Origin of the sequence: Roseomonas sp. OT10, from assembly GCF_020991085.1 — a bacterium.
GTDB lineage: Bacteria > Pseudomonadota > Alphaproteobacteria > Acetobacterales > Acetobacteraceae > Roseomonas > Roseomonas cutis.
In genome coordinates this window covers 1-19494 of record NZ_CP087719.1, presented here as the reverse complement: position 1 = coordinate 19494, position 19494 = coordinate 1, and the positions used below count along the sequence as shown (strand labels likewise).

Genomic DNA, 19494 nt, shown 5'->3' with positions numbered 1-19494 from the left:
ACGGGGAATGCGCGTCATGCCTGATCTGACGCTCGATCTTCGATACCTTAAGTATGCTATCCATGTCGCCGAAGCGGGTAGTTTCCGCAGGGCGGCGGACCGCCTTTCGATATCGCAATCAACGGTCAGCCGCCGCGTTCAGATGCTCGAACGGCAGCTTGGCGTTTCCCTGTTCAAACGCACGCGATCGGGCGCTGGATTGACGCCGGAAGGAGAGCGATTTCTGCAGCAAGCTGCGGTCGGAGCGAGGTATCTTCGCGAGGCCGCCACTGAGATGCGATCGGTCCGTAAACCTACGACTGGACTAGTCAGGTTCGGGATGCTCGAGGCGTTTCCGGCATGTCCCATAATCGACCTCTTGGCGACCTTTAGACAGCGATACCCGACGATCGAGGTGAAGCTCGAAGAAGGCACGTCAGAGCAGAACACCCTCGGCGTGGAGCGCGGGCTGCTAGACGCGGCGATCAGCCTGGGCGCAACGAAGGGACCTCCGTTTCAGATTCGACGGTTGTGCGAACCCGACCTCTTCGTTGCCCTATCACCCATACACCAACTCGCGTCGCGACCGCGGCTCGCCTGGGAGGACATTTGCGACGAAGTCTTTCTTGTCCGCTCAGATGGTGCCGGGCGCGAACTCGCAGCTATTCTCCGGCGGATGCTGGGCGCTGCCGAAGAGGCGATCCAACTATCTATCCAGCAGGTCAGCAGGGAAACACTTCTGACCATGGTCGAGCAAGGCTTCGGGCTGACGATAACGAGCGTCGTGCATCGGCCCGATATTGCATTGGTTCCGCTCACACCAGCGCGCGCGCCGACGGCGGCTATGATTTCGTCGAGCGATAACGACAATCCGGCTCTGCCGCTGCTGCTGAAGTGCTTCGATGTCCTGCCAGCCTTCAAGCAGAGCAGCGCCAGCTAATCGGAGGCGTTCTGGGTCTTCGTACGCCTAGCCTTCGAGAAACCTCGATCGGTTGCGATGAACCGCTGCAGCATCGGTACGATCAACCGCGCGGGCTCGACAGCAGGCAGGCCTTGTTCGCGTCCCAACAAATCCGCGTAATCAGAAAGGTCTTGGTGGAGAGCCGCCGGCAGCTCTACCTGAACCTTGATCGGCTTCTGGTCGGCGATCGGCCCCAGCTTGAGCTTCGACATCATCAGCCCCCATAAGGTTCGAGTACGAGATCACGGGTCACGACAACACGCACAGGAAATCCCGGTCGGATCGTCAATGTTGGAGCCACGTTGAGTTGCCGTCTGACGATCTGCTGACCGGCATCGTTGATCGTGTCTTGACCGCCATTCCGGATCGCCTGGATGAGACGGTCGTCATTGTCGGCGGCGAGCTCGGCGCCGACTCCGAGAAGAGTCGAGAGGCCGGCGGCCTTGGCAAGATCCCACCAGTGGTAATCGACGCCATCCTGCAGGCCGGCATAGCCTTCGACGTCTGCGCCGGGCTGGCGCTCGAGCACTATTGAACGGCCATTTGGGAAAATCAGTCGATTCCAGACTAGCAGGACGCGGCTTTGACCGAATTGCACATTGTTATCGTACTGGCCGATAACCCGCGTGCCTTGTGGCACGAGCAGAATGCGCCCTGTCGGGCTGTCGTAGATGTTTTCGGTCACCTGAGCGGTGATCTGGCCCGGAAGGTCGGATCGGATGCCGGTTATGAGAGCTGCTGCGATAACTGCGCCGGCCTGAAGGACATTTGGCGACGCTGGAGCAACGACGCGATCGGGCGACACCGTCCGTCGATCGGTCGCTGCGTTCAGGAAAGCGTTCTGACGCTCCTGTGCGGAGGGGGTGGCCGGCGGAGGTGCGAGGCCGAGGCTCGCCAAATCCGGGGCGGACGGGAGTGCTGGGGCAGCTCCCGCTGCAGCGGGAGCGCCCCGGCTTTCCGATCCGGAAAACAGACGGCTGGTGCGTGCGGTCTCGATTTCCTGAAGGCGGCGTTGCTCTTCCGCGCTGATACCGGGGTTGGGCGTGGCGATACCGGGTGCGGGCACGGGCTGTCTGCGATCCTGGGTGCTGAGGATCGGCCGGCCGAGGTCACCGGGAAGGGGCGGACCGAGCTGCGGCACGCCACTGTAATCTCGCGGCAGGCCGGCCAAGCCGTCAGCCGTCGAGCGATTTTCGGTCGAATAGAGTTCGTCGTTGGGCCGACCGGCGTCGCGCGTCTGCAGCGCGTAGAGCAGTGCACCGCCGAGGCCGACGCTGGCGACAAGACCAAGGCCGGCGAGGACCTTGCGCGATAGTCGAGTGACGCGGGGCGGTTCGGCGCGCAGACGCATCGGCGCTGGCCCGACCGGCTCACCGGTCAGGGGCTGTGCATCATCGTCTGGCACTTCCTCATTTGGGGGCGAGTTCGCGCTCACGAGGTGGGCCTCCCGTCTGTTCGGACGATCCTGACGCGCTTCTGCTCGCGACCGGAACCGAACCGCAGTTCCGCCGCCGCGAAGAGTCGATCGACGATCATGTGGTGGCCGCGAACGCGGTAGTTCACCAGTTCTGAGGTGTTGCCCTCGGGCCCGACGACGAACAGCGGCGGCATCTCGCCCTGACCAATGCCTCGCGGAAACTCGATGAAGACCTGGCGACCGTCGTCGAAGGCGCGCAGTGGGCGCCAAGGAGCGCGGTCACCCTCGATGGCATAGCGGAAATTGACGTTCGCGAGATCGACACCGCTCGCAACCGGTTGAGCGGCCTGCGCGTCGGCATTCTGCCGGCGCAGCGCGATGAGTTGATCCTGCGGATACTGCCAGGACACTGAAGCCATGTAGGTTCGCTCTGTCGACCGCAACTCCATGTGATAGGTGCGCATGTTGGTGTTGATGACCAGGTTCGTCATCAGGTCGGCCCGTGTGGGCTTCACGAGGATGTGGATCTGGCGCGTCGCGCCCGATCCGCTCTCGGTGTCGCCGATGATCCAGCGCACCGTGTCCCCGGCCGCAACAGGGCCTGCGCCGACGAGCTGTTCGCCGGGCTGAAGCGCAATGTCGGTGATCTGACCGACAGCGGTATATACCTGATAGAGCGCGCCTTGCGTCCAGGGATAGACCTGCATGGAGTTGATGAAGCCGTCGCGCACCGGCTGGACGCGGGCCGCCTCATTAGCCTGGTTGACGCGCGCCGTTGGGTTGGCGGGCTCGGGCGCGCGTCGCGTCTCCGGCACACGCTGCAACTGGCCGGGTAGCGGCAGCGGCCGCGGCAGTTCGACCACGGTGACAGGCGCTGGCGGATCGACGGTCTGCACGGCGGGAGCCGCGTTGTCGTAGGAGATCTCGGGCGGTGGGTTCGTGGTGGCGCAGCCCGCGAGCGCAGTTGTCGCCAGCAGGACCATCGGGATTGCGGCTCTGCGGAGAGCCGGGTTTACAAGTGCGTGTGAAGCCGGGTTTCCGGCTTTACGGAAAGACGGCTTCATTGCCCAAGCTCCCGTGACCAATTGATGGCGTTGACATAGATGCCGAGCGGGTTTGCCCTCAGCCGATCGGCGTTGCGGGGGACCTGCACGACGATCGTCAGGATCGCGGTCCAGCGCGTGGTCTCGGCGAGCTGGCCGTTCTCATAGCGGCGCTCGACCCAGGCGACGCGGAAGCTGTCGGGCGAGGCGCGGATGACGCTTGAGACATCGACAGCAACCTGCTGTCGGCCGACCCGCGTGAACGGGTCGTTCGAGCGAGCATAGTCGTTGAGCGCCATGGCGCCGCGATCAGTGGTGAAGTCGTACGCCCGTAGCCAGTTCTGGCGCACGATGATCGCGTCCGCCGGGATGCTGCGAACCTGTTCGATGAAGCGCGCGAGATGAAAGGCGATTTGTGGATCGGTGGGCCGGAAGTCGGCCTCGGCGGGTGCGACCGCCTGGGACTGACCCAGTCGATCGACCTGCACGACCCACGGCACGACGGTCCCGCGAGCTGATTGCACGACGAGGGCGGTGGCGAACCCCGCCGTAAGGATCAGCGAGCCGAAAGCCATCAGCCGCCAGTTTTTCGCCTGGATCCTGGAGGCCCCGATCCGATCGTCCCAGACTTGGGCAGCACGTTGATACGGCGTCTCCGGCTCGGGTGCCTTGCCGTAGTGAGTGGATGGTCGTTTGAACATTAGCGGTCGCCTTGAGTCAGATTTACCGAGGAACCGCCGCCATGGGCGTCGCCAGAGCGGACGGCATGAGCCGTGGCCTGGGCGGCGTGAGTCATTTGCTGGGACCGGCGCATTCTCTGCGCCCAAGCCGGCGGCCCGCCAGCGCTCGCAGGCGCCGCGCCATCGCTGGCGGCATCACCCCCTATCGAGCCCATGGTGGACGTTCCGCCTGTCGCTTCGAACGCCGCTTTGCCGCCTGCGTTGAAGCTTGACCTCATTGTGTCGGCAGCGCGCGATGCGGCACGGCGCAGAGGTGAGACAGCCGCGCTGCCGCCTGCACGCGCAACGCCTCCGAGGCCGGAGGCCACCCCGGCCGCGCCGGACTGTCCGGCTGCGCCAAGGCTGTAGGCTGTGGACGCTCCACCCGCGATGGCGGCGCCACCACGAGCTGCGGCTGCCGCACCGCCTGCCAAGGCCGCGCCGCCGGAGGCTGCTGCACCGACGGCGCCGGCGCCAAGAGCGACCACGCCGCCCGCTGCGAGGCCGGTTCCTATCGCCGCGCCTGCACTGAGCTGCGGGCCGCCAGAAACGAGCCCGGTGGCGATTCCGGGACCAAAAATGCCGAGGCCGAGAAGTGACAACGCGGCCAGCACGATCGCCATGGCTTCGTCGATCGACGGATTCTGCCCGCCAAAACCGGAAGTGAACTCTGAGAAGAGCGTTGACCCGATGCCGATGATGACCGCGAGGACCAGAACCTTGATGCCGGAGGAGATGACGTTGCCGAGCACGCGCTCGGCCATAAACGCGGATTTGCCGAACAGGCCGAACGGGATCAGGACGAAGCCGGCGAGCGTCGTCAGCTTGAATTCAATGAGGGTGACGAACAGCTGGATGGCGAGAATGAAGAAGGCGAGCAGGACCAGCGCCCAGGCAAGAAACATGCAGGCAATCTGGATGAAGTTCTCGAAGAACGACCAGTAGCCCATCAGGCTGGAGATGGAGTCGAGCAATGGTCGACCGGCGTCTAGGCCGGTCTGCGCGACTCTTCCCGGGCGCATGAGGTCCGCAGTTGAAAATCCGGTGCCACTCGCCTTCAGCCCGAGACCGGCGAAGCTCTCGAAGACGATACGTGCGAGGTTGTTCCAGTTGCCGATGATGTAGGCGAAGACGCCGACGAAGAGCGTTTTCTTCACCAGCCGCGCCATGATGTCGTCGTCGGCGCCCCAGCTCCAGAACAGTGCAGCGAGCGTCACGTCGATGACGATCAGGGTCGTGGCGATGAAGGCGACCTCTCCGCTAAGCAGGCCGAACCCGCTGTCGATGTAGCGAGTGAAGACCTCGAGGAAGTGGTCGATGACCCCGGTGTTGCCCATGATGCTATCGCGCTTCGTTGATCTGTGGCGTGCTCGGCGCGGTCGGCGCGTGATCTTGCGCGTCTGTCCCTCGTGGTTGAGGGCTGAAGACGTCACCGATGGGTGATGCTACGTCCGGCAAGCGCTCGACGGGACGAGAACCGGGCGCGAGAAAGCGGTGTCGGTTCTCGGCCCACGCCCGGCGGCAGGCGGGGTCTCGCGGACCTTCTTCGCCGAGTGCCTGGCAGCGGATGAGCGCGTCGCGCAGGGGATCCGCAGTTTCTTGAGGCGTTCGTCCGGACGACCAAGCCTCAGGCACTTCCTCTTTCCGGGACATCTCGATCGCGGTCGCGGTGACCGCAACCGCGACGAAAATCACCGCGCCCATCCGAGCGACCAATTTGCCGTCCACGGTCGGTCCCCTCAATTGCCGTTCGGGAACATGCGCGCATTGCCCGGCTGGTAGCCGCTGCCGGGCGTGAGAAAGCGACGGCGCTGCTCACGACCCTGTTCCGCCGCTGCGGCGCGCTCGGCTTCGGATAGGCTCTGAGCGCGCCCGTTAGCGGCGACGACGGCGGTGAGGTCGGCGAGCTGTTGGGCCTGCAGTGCGAGCAGTTGATTGCCGGCCTGCGTCGCCTGCAACGCCCCCGTCGCGCCCTGGCTTTGGCCGATAAGCGCTGACATCTCCGTACGGTTGGTGTCGATGTTGCCGACAACAGCCGCCTGGACTCGCATAGCGTCCTGCAGACCACCGACAGTGTTCTGCCAGCGCTCCCGCGCCTGTGTGACGAGCGCCTGATCCGAGGCGGACATCGAGGCATTGCCATAGGTGGTCTGGAATGCTCGGTCGATCTGTTGGACGTTAAGGGCTATCCCCTGCGCCTCGCTCAGAAGCTGTTGCGTCCGCTGAACCGACTGTTGAAGCTGCTGAAGCGAAGAGTGCGGGAGGCTGGCAAGATTACGCGCCTGATTGATCAGCATCTGAGCTTCGTTCTGAAGCTGAGTGATCTGCTGATTCACCTGCTGGAGGGTCCGCGCCGCAGTGAGGACGTTCTGGGCATAGTTCGTTGGGTCGTAGACGATCCACTGAGCGGCAGCCGGGGTGCTGAGGACCGGTGAAAGTGCGAGCGGGACCGCGAGGAGTGCGGCCGTCACGCGCAGTGCGCGACTGTGGGTTTGAATCAGACGTGTCATGGACGTGCCTCCGGGTCTCGTTGATTGACGTTGGTGAGGTCGGTGATCAGGTCGGCAGCCCAGTCGAGTCGGTTGGCCGCCAGCCACTCGGCGAGGAACCCCTCGGTGCCGCTTCGGGCGTGGACATCGGCGATCATCGCTTGATGCTGTTTGGATGAGGCTGCGCACAGCGCCAGCGCCACATCCGACAGGCCCAGCTCGAACAGGCGATTGCCCCGTCGCGATTGGCAGTAATAGTCTCGCTTGGGCGTTGCCCGCGCGAGGATTTCGATCTGCCGGTCGTTGAGACCGAAGCGGCGATAAATCGCGGTGATCTGCGGCTCGACCGCGCGCTCGTTCGGCAGGAGGATGCGCGTTTGGCAGCTCTCGATGATGGCCGGCGCTATCGCAGAGCCGTCGATGTCGGAGAGCGACTGGGTGGCGAAGATGACGCTGGCGTTTTTCTTGCGCAGCGTCTTCAGCCATTCGCGGAGTTGTCCGGCGAAGCCGTCGTCGTCGAGGGCGAGCCAACCTTCATCCACGATCAGGAGTGTTGGCCGGCCGTCGAGGCGGTCCTCGATGCGATGGAAGAGATAGGCGAGCACCGCTGCCGCTGCACCGGTGCCGATCAGACCTTCGGTCTCGAAAGCCTGGACATGCGCCTCGCCGAGATGCTCGGCCTCAGCGTCCAACAGCCGGCCATAGGGGCCGCCGACGCAGTAGGGTCGTAGCGCCTGTTTCAGGTCATTGGACTGGAGAAGTACCGACAGCCCGGTCAACGTGCGCTCGGCGACCGGCGCTGACGCCAACGACGAAAGCGCTGACCACAGATGCTCCTTGACCTCGGGCGTGACCGGCACGCTCTCTCGGGAGAGGATCGCGATCAGCCAGTCGGAGGCCCAGGCGCGCTCGGCGACGTCGTCGATGCGGGCGAGCGGCTGGAGCGACACACTCTCCTCGGAACCCTCGGTCAAACCGCCGCCGAGATCATGCCAGTCGCCCTGCATGGCGAGCGCCGCGGCGCGGATCGATCCGCCGAAGTCGAAGGCGAAGACCTGAGATTGTGCATAGCGGCGAAACTGGAGCGCCATGAGTGCGAGAAGCACCGATTTACCGGCGCCGGTCGGCCCGACGATCAGCGTATGACCGACATCGCCGACGTGGATGGAAAGCCGGAACGGGGTCGAGCCCTCCGTTCTGCCGTAAAGCAGTGGGGGTGCATCGAAGTGCTCGTCCCGTTCCGGTCCCGCCCACACCGCTGACAGCGGGATCATGTGAGCGAGATTCAATGTGCTGATGGGCGGCTGGCGGACGTTGGCGTAGACATGCCCGGGGAGTGAGCCCAGCCAGGCGTCGACAGCATTGATGGTCTCAGTCATCGCCGTGAAGTCGCGGCCCTGAATGACCTTTTCCACCAGCCGGAGCTTCTCGGCCGCGACGCGGGGATCATCGTCCCAGACGGTGATGGTCGCGGTCACGTAGGCTTGGCCGGCATAGTCGGCGCCCAGTTCCTGCAGCGCCATATCAGCGTCAGCGGCCTTGTTGGCTGCGTCAGTGTCAACGAGCGCCGATGCCTCGTTGGTCATCACCTCTTTGAGAATGGCGGCGATCGACTTGCGCTTTGCGAACCACTGCCGCCTGATCTTCGTCAGCAGCTTGGTCGCGTCGGTCTTGTCGAGCAGGATCGCTCGGGTCGACCAGCGATAGGGAAAGGCGAGCCGGTTCAGCTCGTCGAGGATGCCGGGCGTCGTCGCGGTCGGGAAGCCGACGATAGTGAGGATGCGTACGTGCGCATCTCCAAGCCGGGGCTCCAGCCCGCCGGTAAGCGGCTGATCGGCGAGCAAAGCGTCGAGGTACATCGGCGTTTCGGGCACGCGGACGCGATGGCGCTTCGTCGAGATCGTCGAATGCAGGTAGGTGAGCGTTTCGGCGTCATCGAGCCATACGCACTCCGGCATGAAGGCGTCTATCAGGTTGAGGATACGGTCGGTGCGATCGACAAAACTTCGGAGCACTTCGCGCGCATCGACGCCGGCATGGTCCCGACCCTCGTAAAGCCAGGTCTCGGCACGGGCGGCATCCTCGGCTGGCGGTAGATAAAGGAATGTGAGGAAGTAGCTGGATTCGAAATGGGCGCCGGCTTCTTCAAAGTCTGCCTTGCGCTCGGCATCGACAAGCGCCGAAGCGCTGTCGGCAAACGTGCTTGCCGGATATGACACCGCGCCATGGCGCTGCGCTTCGACGAATATGGCCCATCCGGAACCGAGGCGACGGAAGGCGTTGTTCAGCCGGCCAGCGACGGCGACGAGCTCGGCTGGCACTGCGCTGTCGAGGTCAGGACCGCGAAAGCGGGCCGAGCGCTGCAGGCTGCCGTCTTTGTTGAGGACGACGCCTTCGCCGGCGAGCGCCGCCCAGGGTAGGAAGTCGGCGAGTCGGGTATTCCGATTGCGGTATTCGGATAGGTTCATCACTGCCCGGCTCCTCAAGTCGCCAAGTGGCCGGGGATGCGCAGATGTTTGCGCACGACGTCGACAAATTGCGCATCACGTTTGGCCGCCCAGACGGCGGCGAAGTGGCCGACTGCCCATAGCGCCAGCCCGACCAGCCAAAGGCGAAGGCCCAAGCCAAGCGCGGCGGCCAGGGTGCCATTGAGGATCGCGAGCGAGCGCGGCGCACCGCCGAGCAGGATGTGCTCGGTCAGCGCACGATGAACCGGCACGGAAAAGCCCGGCACGTCCGCGCTATGATCCGCTCCAACGGCCATCAGACAAGCGCCCCGCCGCCGAACGAGAAGAACGACAGGAAGAAGCTCGACGCGGCGAAGGCGATCGACAGGCCGAACACGATCTGGATCAGGCGGCGCGCTCCGCCCGACGTGTCGCCGAAGGCGAGAGTCAGGCCGGTGATGATGATGATCATCACCGCGATGATCTTTGCGACCGGGCCCTCGATCGATTCGAGAATCGACTGCAGGGGAGCTTCCCATGGCATCGACGAACCGGACGCATGAGCGGCAGGTGCGAGGGCTATGGAAATGAAAGTGACGGAAGCCGCCGTGGCGATGTGACGGCGGATGCGCAGGGCATGCTTGATCATTACCTGTCTCCTGAGATGGACGGAATTGTTGGAGTGACGCAGTAGTCACCGTCGGGGCCCAGGCCTTCGACGCGGGCAAGCTCGGCCAGGCGGCGCGAGGAGCCGCGGCCGGAGAGCACCGCAACCAGATCAATGGTCTCGGCGATCAGCGCGCGCGGAACCGTGACGACGGCTTCCTGGATGAGTTGCTCCATCCGGCGAAGAGCGCCGATGGCGGTGCCGGCGTGGATCGTGCCGACGCCGCCGGGATGCCCAGTGCCCCAGGCCTTCAGCAGATCGAGCGCCTCTGCACCGCGCACCTCGCCGATCGGGATGCGGTCGGGACGAAGACGCAGCGAGGAACGGACAAGATCGGAGAGAGAAGCGACGCCGTCCTTCGTGCGCATTGCGACCAGGTTTGGCGCGGCGCATTGCAGTTCACGGGTGTCCTCGATCAACACGACGCGATCGGAAGTCTTCGATACCTCCGCTAACAGGGCGTTCGTGAGCGTGGTCTTACCGGTGGAGGTGCCGCCGGCTACGAGAATGTTCCGCCTATGAAGAACGGCCTGACGCAGCGTTTCGGCTTGGTCGGACAGCATGATGCCTGCCGCGACATAGTCATCGAGCGTGAACACGGCGACGGCTGGCTTCCTGATCGCGAAAGCCGGCGCGGACACCACCGGCGGCAGAAGGCCCTCAAACCGCTCCCCTGTTTCAGGCAGTTCGGCGGAGACGCGAGGCGCCCCGGCATGAACCTCGGCCCCGACGTGATGCGCGACAAGTCGAACTATGCGTTCGCCGTCGGCTGGAGATAGGCGTTCACCGGTGTCGGAGAGACCTTCCGACAACCGGTCGACCCAGAGCCGCCCGTCGGGGTTGAGCATCACCTCGACGATCGCGGGGTCTTCCAAAAACGTGGCGATCGCCGGGCCGAGCGCAGTGCGCAGCATCCGAGCCCCGCGAAGGATCGCCTCCGATTTCTGGTGAGCTGCCGTCACGTCGTCCCCGTTCTTTTGCGGGACCGCCGCGGGCGGCCCTGGATCGGGGATGAGTAGAAGAGGCAGAAATCATGGCGTGACAACAACCATCATGTGGCCGTCGTACTGTGGCGTACAAAGACAGGGAAACGGCGGAACGGTCGAATACTTGTGATGCGTCAAACAGTGATTATTCCGCGTCGCGCGCGGGGATGTCTTCCGCGATTTCCTGCCTGAGCTTCGGACCTTGCGCGAGTCGTCTTCCGAGCGCGGTCACGAAGGCTTCGTAGCGCTCCGACGCTTTGGCGCGAGCCGCGACCTGCGCCGGCTCCGGCAACGGCGGGTTGGAGGTCAGCCAGAAGCGGATGAACACTGCGAGCGTCTCGACCGATATTCCCAGATCGCGCTCCATACGCGCCATGCGTCGGTCGAGCTGGTCAAGCCGCTTCGTCGTCGCGGCCTCCTGACGCTCGGCAGCGTCCGGCGAGAGGAATGAAGCGATACCGGCCTCGGCTACCAGTGACAGGGACAGATCGCGCCGGGCAGCATGGGCTGCGAGCGCCTTCATGACGTCCGGGTCGAGATAGACCGACAGCCGCTGCTTCTTCAAAGGCTTGGTCACCCCCGCCTCCTACAGCTCGATGCCATCGCCAGGATCGAGCGATGCCTGCCGAGCGACCTGGCGCATGGTCTGCGTCATGCGGCTGAGGCGCGCAGCATCCTCATCGACGTCGTCGCGAGGATCGATCTCGAATTCGTTGTCGACGATCGCCTTGCGTTCGACGGTTTTCGTGCGGCTCAGTTCAGGCTGATGCCGTTGCTCGGAGTCCGTCGGGTCGTCGTCGGCCAGATTATCTGCCGTAGCTGGCGCACTCAGCACGGGGGGTTTCGGTATGGCGAGCGCGCTCCAATCGTCGGCTCGAGCGCTTGCGGGCTTCGTGAGTGCGGGAGGCGTAAGGATGCGCTCCTGAAGCCGACGATCCTCGTAATAGCGGGCCTTCTTTGCGCGGATAGGCGGGATGCCGGCGACCATGACGATCTCGTCTGACGGCGGGAGCTGCATGATCTCGCCCGGCGTGAGCAGTTGCCGAGCAGTCTCCGAGCGCGAGACCATCAGGTGGCCGAGCCAGGGCGATAGCCGGTGGCCGGCGTAGTTCTTCATGGCCTTCATTTCGGTCGCGGTTCCAAGCGCATCCGAAACGCGCTTCGCAGTTCGCTCGTCGTTGGTGGCGAAGCTGACGCGCACATGGCAGTTATCGAGGATCGAGTTGTTCGGACCGTAAGCTTTCTCGATTTGGTTCAGCGATTGCGCGATGAGGAACGCCTTCAGACCGTAGCCCGCCATGAAGGCGAGCGCGCTCTCGAAAAAGTCCAGGCGCCCAAGCGCGGGAAACTCGTCGAGCATGAGCAGCAGCCGATGGCGATTGCCCTTCGCCTGGAGGTCCTCGGTCAGACGGCGGCCGACCTGATTAAGGATCAGGCGGATCAGCGGCTTGGTCCGGTTTATGTCAGATGGCGGCACCACGAGGTAGAGCGTGGTCGGATACTTGCCGCCGACCATGTCGGCGATGCGCCAGTCGCACCGACGGGTAACTTCCGCGACCACGGGATCGCGATACAGGCCGAGGAACGACATCGCTGTCGACAGCACCCCGGAGCGCTCGTTATCGGACTTGTTGAGCAACTCGCGGGCGGCGCTGGCAATCACCGGATGTGGACCGGCCTCGCCGAGATGGGCGGTCTTCATCATCGCCGCGAGCGTCGACTCGATCGGGCGCTTCGGATCGGAGAGGAAGGCGGCGACGCCGGCCAATGTCTTGTCGGCCTCTGCGTACAGGACGTGCAGGATCGCGCCGACCAGAAGCGCGTGCGATGTCTTCTCCCAGTGGTTTCGCTTTTCGAGCGAGCCTTCCGGGTCGACGAGAATGTCGGCGATGTTCTGCACGTCGCGGACTTCCCATTCGCCCCGTCGCACCTCAAGCAACGGATTGTAGGCCGCCGACTTCGCGTTCGTCGGATCGAAGAGCAGCACGCGGCCATGCCATGCGCGATAGCCGGCGGTGAGCGTCCAGTTCTCGCCCTTGATGTCGTGGACGATCGCTGACCCCGGCCAGGTCAAGAGCGAAGGCACCACCAGGCCAACGCCCTTGCCGGAACGGGTCGGCGCGAAGCACAGCACATGCTCCGGACCGTCATGGCGAAGATACTCGCGCTCATGCCTGCCGAGTACGACTCCGTCGGGGCCGAGCAGTCCTGCCGCCTTCACCTCTTCCGGTCGCGCCCAGCGGGCCGAGCCATAGGTCTCGACGTTCTTGGCTTCACGCGCCCGCCATACCGACATGCCGATCGCGACGGCGATGGAGATGAAGCCACCCGACGCGGCGATATAGGCGCCCTCGACAAAGATCGGCGGCGCATAGGCGTCGTAGAAATACCACCACCAGAAGAAGGCCGGGGGATAATAGATCGGCCATCCGGCCAGTTCGAACCAAGGCTGACCGAGCTGGGGCTGGAAGCCGAGACGGTAGGCTGTCCATTGCGTGGCGCCCCAGGTCGTCATCAACACGATCAGGAAAACGGTGAGGATCTGCCCCCAGAGGATTTTCGTCGCCGACATGGCAGGTACTCCTTTCTTGGTGGGGCTACATGCCGAGGCCGCGATTGCGGCCGAAGCTCCAGTCGACGCCGCCGCCCCCGCGCGAGACCCCGGAGACGTGCTGGCCGAGTTGACGTTCGAGGGACGGCGACCAGGGCACGAGCTGGAAGCCGAGCCCGTCGTCGATCATGGCGAAGCGGCCGGAGGCGAGCGCGAAGCGCTGGCGATAGGTGCCCGCCACATACTCGCCCGTTCCGGCCTTCGAGAATGGCCGGCCGGTCTCGGCCGCGAGCTTCTCCCCGAGCGCTTCGACCTCGCGCTGGCGCAAAGTTTCGATCAGCCCCGGCGAGAAGCTGACGCCGCGGGTCTGACGCTCGGCGAGCCCTTGGTGGATAAGATGCTCGGCGCGTCGGTCCATTGCCTGCCGCACCTCCGCGCCAAAGCCGCCACCACCGAGAGCCACCGGTTCGCGGGCGATAGCCTGCCGGTCGAGCCAGGTGGCGCCGGTCGCATGGACCTGCTGTTCGATATCGAGATCGGATCGAACAGCGAGTGCGACACGGCGGCGGCCCTGCACGTCGTCGAACTTGCGCAGCTCGACGATCGAACCCGGCGCGCTGTCGGCAGCCGCGTCGAGATCGGGGAGCTTAATATGATGGGTTCGCCCGTCGGTGCCGTCGACGACGGCATAGGCCGTGCCCTTCAGTTCGTCGTCGAGACCGCGATCGACCAGACGCCCGATGACAGGGTCATCGATGCTTTCGCCCGCGAGCACATAGCTCGCGGCGCCACGCTCGATGCCGCGCTCGGTCAGGCCACGATGGATGCGCTTGATGATGTCGCCGCGTTCACCGAGGGCGCGTAGAGTCTTCTCCGCAGTCTCCGACACAACCCACTGACCGGGACCGACCTGATCGGCGAGACCAAGCGTCTCCAGCTTGCGCAGCCTGCCGACCTTCAACGCGTGGAACTCGTCAGGCTTCTGATCGGGACGTGGCGCGAGGTCGACGATGCCGGTGCGATAGCTGTCGCGGGAGATCTGCCGATCGAGATCGGTCCAGCGTTCCGCCTCGACCTGACGTCCGAGGTTACGACGGATCTCCTGCTCGGTGCGGGGCCCCAGTTCCTGGGTGACGAGGTCCTGCGCGCGGGCGCGCATGCCCTCCTTGATGTAGTCGCGGGAGATTACGAGGTCCTGGCCGTCGTCGGTACGTCCCCGCAGGATGATGTGGACATGGGGATTGTCGGTGTTCCAATGATCGACGCCGACCCAGTCGAGCTTGGTGCCGAGGTCCTTTTCCATCTGCCCCATCAGGTCGCGGGCGTATGTCTTGAGGTCGGACATCTCCGTTGCGTCCTCCGGTGAGACGATGAAGCGGAAATGATGGCGGTCGTCCTGGGTTCGCTCAGCGAAGGCCTTGGGATCGTCGTCTCCGGTCTCGGGACCGAACAGCTTGGCCTTCTCCCCGTCCCGGGTAACACCCTCGCGCCGGAGGTAGTTGAGGTGGGCGCTAAGCGGCGCGGCCTTGGCGGTGTGCCGCACGACGCGCGTCTTGATAACCACGTTGCGCGACCGGCTGGTCAGGAGCCGGTTGGCCTGCACTGTCGCGCGCTGCCCGCGACCGAACCGCGAGCGATTGCTCTTGGTGATCTGGCCGGATCGCGAGACGCGGCCGCCAGCCCGCTGTGCGGCCGCAAGTGCCTGAGCGATGAAGGGCCGTGCCTGTTGCGCGCGGGTCGAGCGGATGCGGCCAGGCCGGATGCGGAAATCGTCCTCGCCGCTCATCGCCAAAGCTCCGCACATCGCGCAAAGCGAAGGAACCACTTGGAAAAATGGCGATAGCGCAGGCTGCGCCAGTTAGGCGCACCTCGCGCAAATGCGCCATAAGTCCCTGAAAACACACGACCGCACCAAGCCGCACATCGCCGGCTTTTATCTCGCCATCGTTCGGTTGTGCTGACTGCTCCCCCTCCGCAGACTGCCCATCTCCCGCCAAGGCACGCCACGGTACGAACGGGTGCGAACGCGGTCATCGCGGTCCCCCGGAAACGCTGCGCGCAACGAAAAGGCCATCGGTGGGCGAAGCCACGGGGCCTTGATCGCGCACCGGTGCCGCCGCCGTGGCGGTGTCCGACTTGCCTTCAGACTGCAACGGCACGACAGACTCTCTGCCGGCCGACTGTGCGACGAAGAGCGGCGCTCTCGTCCAGGTCAGCGGATCGGCGGACGCCACCATGACAGGGCCGGTGAGTTCACCGCCCCCCACGATGGGGGCGAGCGTCGCGACATAGGCGCGCGTTTCGGCCGGCAATGGGCGGCCGGCGAGATACTCTTCGTAGCGGCCCGGACCCGCGTTGTACGCCGCCAAAAACCCCGGCGATCCGTAGCGGTCGTGCATCTCGCGCAGATATGCAGCACCCGCCAGAATGTTGTCCCGGGGGTCGTAGGGATTGCCGCCGAGCCGATGCCGGACGCGCAACTCCTCCCACGTGACGGGCATGATTTGCATCAGGCTCATTGCGCCGGCCGACGAGATCGCGCGCACATCGCCCGCGCTTTCGACGCGCATGACGGCACGTATCCACGTTTCTGGAACGCCAAACCGCTGAGACGCCTCTGCGATGTACGCGCCATAGGGATCGCTGCGTGATGGCTGCTCGACCTGCGCCTGCTGGGCGCATGCAGTGCTCGCGGCGGATCCGGCGAGGACCAGGCCGGAAAGGAGAAGGAGAGCTGCACGTCGGAGGGCGATCCTCCCTCCGACGACAGGTTTGATGCGTGTGGCGGGCATCGTTCAGTCCCGCTCGCCGCGCTTTGGCGGACGGTTCCAGTGCAGGCCCCAGGCGGACTTGTCGTCGGCCGACTGGAACAGGTTGGCGCGGATCGGATGTTCGAAGGTCGGATCGTCAAGCTGCAGCGAGACGTATTCGCCGGCCTTCTCGCCGGTGCGCTTCCAACCCGCGCCGATCTCCGCGCCGGTCTCGTTGCTCATGGTGTCGAGCACATGGACGCGGTAGTCGGGCGCGTTCTCAGCTTCGGACGGCTCGGCCGCGACGATGATGATGTCCTGGTGTATGGAAAGTGTCGTCAGATGGCCGATGAAGCCATCATTCTCGCGCATGAATTGACCGATCACGGGCATTGGTCGTCTCCTTCAGATTGCGGTGGACAGGGTCATGGGCGCGCCGTCACCGCGTCGGCGCGCGCCAGACGAAGCGGCCATCGCCGTCCTCGTCGGTGTAGAGAGGGGTGGCCCGGCCGATCACGGCGGTGGCCGGAAGCGGGCCGAAGTAGCGGCCGTCGAGGCTGTCGCGGACCTGCCAGTTCATCAGGAACAACTCGCCAGCCGCGACCAAGCGGCAGCCCTGCCAAACGGGGAGCGGGCGACCGCGACGATCGCGATCGAGGGCGTCGCCGATCGGCACGCCGTCGACCGTGATAGCGAGCCCGGTCCGGCAAACCCGCTGACCCGGGAGCGCGGCGACGCGCTTCAAGAGCGGTACGCCGCGTGGCAGGTAGTCGCCATCGGACAGGAATGTCGCGAGCGGCTCGGGCGCGTCGACCGCCACCAGATCGGTCACGTCGAGGGCGCCTACATCGCCGATCGTGTAGAAGCCGACCGGCGTGCTGGCTGAAGCGTTCCAGATGAGGCGCGGCGCGAATGAGGCGATCGAGGCGAGGCCTAGAAGCGACACCGCCGCCGTCGTGGCGATGGCGTAGGAGAGCCGCGTCATGCGCCGATCTCCTCGCGCAGGAGAAAGGCGCGATGCTGCCGAAGACCATAAGCGCGTGGCGTTTCGCCGGCGGTCATTCGGTTGTGGACGTGGCGCCAATGGTCCGGCGAGACCTCGATCGGCTCGATGCCACGCGCCTCGATGGCGTCGATGAGCTTGAGCATGCGCTCCACCTTCGGCCAGCCGTCGACGCGCAGGAGGATGTCCGCTCCGGGCGTGACGGTCGGCATCGTCTGGCACGGCGCAGCAGGCTCAACAGCGCGCAGGATGTCGAGGCGCGAGAGCACGGTCCCATGCTCATTCGCGGCCCATCGGACCAGCGCAAAGATGCTTCCGGGAGGGAAGAAGAGGATGCGTCGGCGCCGGTCGAGGATCTGTTCGCGTATCTCGCGACCGAACCGTATCCAGTGCTCCGTTCGCTTCTCGACCCAAGTAAGTTCGACCTGGGTGAAAGCTTCTGGCGGCGGCTCGGCGGCAGCGCGGCCGAAGCGCATTGGCGCGGCGACATGGCCGGTCATGATCCTTCTCCTGACGGGGGTGGGAATTCGCGCTCGAACAGCGCGCGCAGCATGTCGGCGACGGTCTGCCCGCGCTGGAAGGCGGCGATCTTGATGCGGCCGCGCATATCCGCAGTCACGTCGATCGTCAGTCGCGCCGAGAAGTCCACGCCGGCTTGTGCGCGCGGGGTGTGGCGCTCGGGCGCCTTGATCCAGCTCTCCGGATCGGCCGGACGCGCCGCGAAGCTGCGTTTCGGGGACCGCGCGCTCATGCGCCGATCCTCGCGACTTCCGCCGCGAGCGCGGCGATCTCGCGCGCGCCAGGGCAATCCTCGTCCTGCTCGGCGGCGAGCCGGCCGGTCTGCACGACATCGGCGAAGACGATGCGCTGGCCGATCGTGGTCGAGAGCAAGGGCGGGTCGTGATCCGCGAGCGTTTCGGCGGTCTCGCGCGCCAACACGGTGCGAGCCGCGCAGCGGTTCAGCACGAAGCGGGCGGCGAGTTGCGGGCGGTAGATGCGTGCCTCGCCGAGCAGCGAGAGCATTTCGGCGGAGGCCCAGCCATCGAGCGGCGACGGCTGCACCGGAATGAGCACGAGATCGGCCGCGAGCAGCGCCGAGCGCATCAGCCCAGCGACGCGCGGCGGGCCGTCGATGACGACATGGTCAACGTCGCGGGCCAACTCCGGCGCTTCGCGGTGGAGCGTGTCACGGGCCAGGCCGACGACACCGAACAGCCGCTCCAACCCCTCTCGGCTGCGCTGCTGCGACCAGTCGAGCGCCGAACCCTGGGGGTCGGCGTCGATCAGCGTCACGCGCTGTCCACGGCGAGCCCATTCGCCGGCGAGGTGCAGGGCGAGCGTCGTCTTCCCGACGCCGCCCTTCTGGTTGAGCAGCGCGACGATCATGACGGTCTCCCGGCGATCGGGGACTCGTCCACAGCGGCCGAAAAGCACGGTCGCGTTAGAAAGATTCCGTAGGAATCTAGGTTAGATAAGTTACAGGGCTTGCAAGTCGCTGATTCAGCGCGAGGATTCGTCGAATCCGGTCCCCGATAGCACGAGACTTCGGTCCCCGATGGCACGATAGTGCCGGTCCCCGATAGCACGAGACGATTCACAGCTTATCCCCAGGGCGAGTTTTCGAGCGGCGACGGCGGCGCGGAATGCCAAGCGCGTCGGGATCGGTGGGTGCGAAGGACAGGATGTCGGGACCGCCGACGCACTGCTCGATGGTGAGCTGATACCCGGGGAGCGGCTGCCGGCGGACGATCTCGCGGAGGTCGTAGGCAAAGTGCTTGAGCGGCGAGAGGCTACCAGACTTTGCATGGAGGTGCGGAAAGTCGAAGCTCCAGCCGAACTCCTGCTTGCCGCCGTGCTTGCGCACCAGGCGGTACAGCCAGCGCTCCAGCCCTCCGGTCAGGCCGAAGTAGTTGCGGTCGATGCTGAGCACCAGCGCGTCGTCGAGCACCGCGCTGTAAAACCAGTCGGGAACGATGAGTTCGAGGCCGAGCGGCCTGCCGCGTTGGTCGGCTCGTTCCTTCCACTCGTTGATCCAGGAGAACCGGTGCATCCGACGCTCTGTCGGCTGGCGGATCGAGGTCGCGACGGTAGTCGACTGCAGTCGGTCGAGTGCGGCCTTGAGCCGATCGTAATCACGCAGCGATACGCCGCGGCCGATGAAGTTCAGGATTTCATACGGGGTCGTGGCCATCAGCCGCGACGGCTGGAGCCCCACGTCGCGAGCCTCGACGATCTGTGAGGCGGCCCAGATGAGGATGTCGGCGTCCCAGATCGTCGCCATGCCATGCTCGGGCACTGCCTCGACACGGATCTTGACCGATCCGGCCTTGAAGTCGATCGGCGCAAGCCGCTTCGACTTGGCGAGGGAGAAGAACGGATAGGCCATCAGGTCCTGCGCATCGCGAGGCGCCAAGTCACCGGGCAGCGCCCGGAAGAGGTCGAGTTGCGCTCGCTCGTCGCTGCGTTGATGGCGGGACGACAT

Annotated in this window: 22 protein-coding genes; 1 reads left to right on the top strand and 21 read right to left on the bottom strand. The window is 65.1% G+C overall.

Annotated features, from left to right (window positions below):
• Positions 1–16: 16 nt before the first annotated feature.
• The gene (locus LPC08_RS00110) at positions 17–919 is read left to right on the top strand and encodes a LysR family transcriptional regulator (protein ID WP_027297081.1); all 903 of its coding nucleotides are present in this window, start codon (positions 17–19) and stop codon (positions 917–919) included.
• Here the strand turns inward: LPC08_RS00110 and LPC08_RS00105 are convergent.
• The 21 genes from LPC08_RS00105 to LPC08_RS00005 all read right to left on the bottom strand — a co-directional run bounded on the left by LPC08_RS00105 (position 916) and on the right by LPC08_RS00005 (position 19494).
• Complete coding sequence (locus LPC08_RS00105) at positions 916–1155, bottom strand: DUF2274 domain-containing protein (RefSeq protein WP_081798497.1); 240 nt, start codon at positions 1153–1155, stop codon at positions 916–918. The two genes, LPC08_RS00110 and LPC08_RS00105, sit on opposite strands and share 4 nt — an antisense overlap.
• Entirely contained in the window at positions 1155–2375 is a 1221-nt protein-coding gene (locus LPC08_RS00100; protein ID WP_072492853.1) for a TraB/TrbI/VirB10 family type IV secretion system protein, read from the bottom strand. The genes LPC08_RS00105 and LPC08_RS00100 overlap by 1 nt, the downstream gene beginning before the upstream one ends.
• The gene (gene trbG / locus LPC08_RS00095; protein WP_230450753.1) at positions 2372–3340 is read right to left on the bottom strand and encodes a P-type conjugative transfer protein TrbG; all 969 of its coding nucleotides are present in this window, start codon (positions 3338–3340) and stop codon (positions 2372–2374) included. Before trbG ends, LPC08_RS00100 begins: the two co-directional genes overlap by 4 nt.
• A 77-nt stretch (positions 3341–3417) precedes the next feature.
• Positions 3418–4101: a conjugal transfer protein TrbF gene (gene trbF, locus LPC08_RS00090; RefSeq protein WP_024350821.1), complete on the bottom strand. Its 684-nt coding sequence runs from the start codon at positions 4099–4101 to the stop codon at positions 3418–3420.
• Complete coding sequence (gene trbL, locus LPC08_RS00085) at positions 4101–5456, bottom strand: P-type conjugative transfer protein TrbL (RefSeq protein ID WP_024350822.1); 1356 nt, start codon at positions 5454–5456, stop codon at positions 4101–4103. The genes trbF and trbL overlap by 1 nt, the downstream gene beginning before the upstream one ends.
• A gap of 4 nt (positions 5457–5460) precedes the next feature.
• A complete protein-coding gene (gene trbK-alt / locus LPC08_RS00080) occupies positions 5461–5847 on the bottom strand; it encodes a putative entry exclusion protein TrbK-alt (protein ID WP_070154328.1) in 387 nt (128 codons plus the stop codon).
• Between the two features lie 11 nt (positions 5848–5858).
• Positions 5859–6629 (bottom strand): P-type conjugative transfer protein TrbJ, encoded by a 771-nt coding sequence (gene trbJ / locus LPC08_RS00075; protein WP_027297076.1) that lies wholly within the window; start codon positions 6627–6629, stop codon positions 5859–5861.
• Positions 6626–9079 carry a conjugal transfer protein TrbE gene (trbE, locus tag LPC08_RS00070; protein WP_027297075.1) on the bottom strand — a complete coding sequence of 818 codons (2454 nt, stop codon included), beginning with the start codon at positions 9077–9079 and terminating at the stop codon, positions 6626–6628. Before trbE ends, trbJ begins: the two co-directional genes overlap by 4 nt.
• Before the next feature lie 11 nt (positions 9080–9090).
• The gene (locus LPC08_RS00065) at positions 9091–9372 is read right to left on the bottom strand and encodes a VirB3 family type IV secretion system protein (protein WP_027297074.1); all 282 of its coding nucleotides are present in this window, start codon (positions 9370–9372) and stop codon (positions 9091–9093) included.
• Positions 9372–9704 (bottom strand): TrbC/VirB2 family type IV secretion system protein, encoded by a 333-nt coding sequence (locus tag LPC08_RS00060; protein WP_024350826.1) that lies wholly within the window; start codon positions 9702–9704, stop codon positions 9372–9374. The genes LPC08_RS00065 and LPC08_RS00060 overlap by 1 nt, the downstream gene beginning before the upstream one ends.
• The gene (gene trbB / locus LPC08_RS00055; RefSeq protein WP_275436986.1) at positions 9704–10636 is read right to left on the bottom strand and encodes a P-type conjugative transfer ATPase TrbB; all 933 of its coding nucleotides are present in this window, start codon (positions 10634–10636) and stop codon (positions 9704–9706) included. The genes LPC08_RS00060 and trbB overlap by 1 nt, the downstream gene beginning before the upstream one ends.
• Before the next feature lie 217 nt (positions 10637–10853).
• Positions 10854–11231: a CopG family transcriptional regulator gene (locus LPC08_RS00050; RefSeq protein WP_194248570.1), complete on the bottom strand. Its 378-nt coding sequence runs from the start codon at positions 11229–11231 to the stop codon at positions 10854–10856.
• Between the two features lie 63 nt (positions 11232–11294).
• Positions 11295–13280, bottom strand: coding sequence for a conjugal transfer protein TraG (locus tag LPC08_RS00045; RefSeq protein ID WP_027297072.1), 1986 nt, complete (start codon positions 13278–13280; stop codon positions 11295–11297).
• Between the two features lie 25 nt (positions 13281–13305).
• Positions 13306–15045 carry a relaxase/mobilization nuclease domain-containing protein gene (locus LPC08_RS00040; protein ID WP_027297071.1) on the bottom strand — a complete coding sequence of 580 codons (1740 nt, stop codon included), beginning with the start codon at positions 15043–15045 and terminating at the stop codon, positions 13306–13308.
• 244 nt (positions 15046–15289) lie between these two features.
• Complete coding sequence (locus LPC08_RS00035) at positions 15290–16051, bottom strand: lytic transglycosylase domain-containing protein (protein ID WP_027297070.1); 762 nt, start codon at positions 16049–16051, stop codon at positions 15290–15292.
• 3 nt (positions 16052–16054) lie between these two features.
• Positions 16055–16402: a DUF736 domain-containing protein gene (locus LPC08_RS00030; RefSeq protein WP_027297069.1), complete on the bottom strand. Its 348-nt coding sequence runs from the start codon at positions 16400–16402 to the stop codon at positions 16055–16057.
• A 46-nt stretch (positions 16403–16448) separates the two neighbouring features.
• Positions 16449–16994, bottom strand: coding sequence for a S26 family signal peptidase (locus tag LPC08_RS00025; RefSeq protein WP_062347402.1), 546 nt, complete (start codon positions 16992–16994; stop codon positions 16449–16451).
• The gene (locus LPC08_RS00020) at positions 16991–17512 is read right to left on the bottom strand and encodes a DUF2840 domain-containing protein (protein WP_027297067.1); all 522 of its coding nucleotides are present in this window, start codon (positions 17510–17512) and stop codon (positions 16991–16993) included. Before LPC08_RS00020 ends, LPC08_RS00025 begins: the two co-directional genes overlap by 4 nt.
• Positions 17509–17763 carry a hypothetical protein gene (locus LPC08_RS00015; protein ID WP_027297066.1) on the bottom strand — a complete coding sequence of 85 codons (255 nt, stop codon included), beginning with the start codon at positions 17761–17763 and terminating at the stop codon, positions 17509–17511. Before LPC08_RS00015 ends, LPC08_RS00020 begins: the two co-directional genes overlap by 4 nt.
• Positions 17760–18398: a ParA family partition ATPase gene (gene parA / locus LPC08_RS00010; protein WP_027297065.1), complete on the bottom strand. Its 639-nt coding sequence runs from the start codon at positions 18396–18398 to the stop codon at positions 17760–17762. Before parA ends, LPC08_RS00015 begins: the two co-directional genes overlap by 4 nt.
• 208 nt (positions 18399–18606) lie before the next feature.
• Positions 18607–19494, bottom strand: a complete 888-nt coding sequence (locus LPC08_RS00005; protein ID WP_027297064.1) for a replication initiator protein A — start codon at positions 19492–19494, stop codon at positions 18607–18609.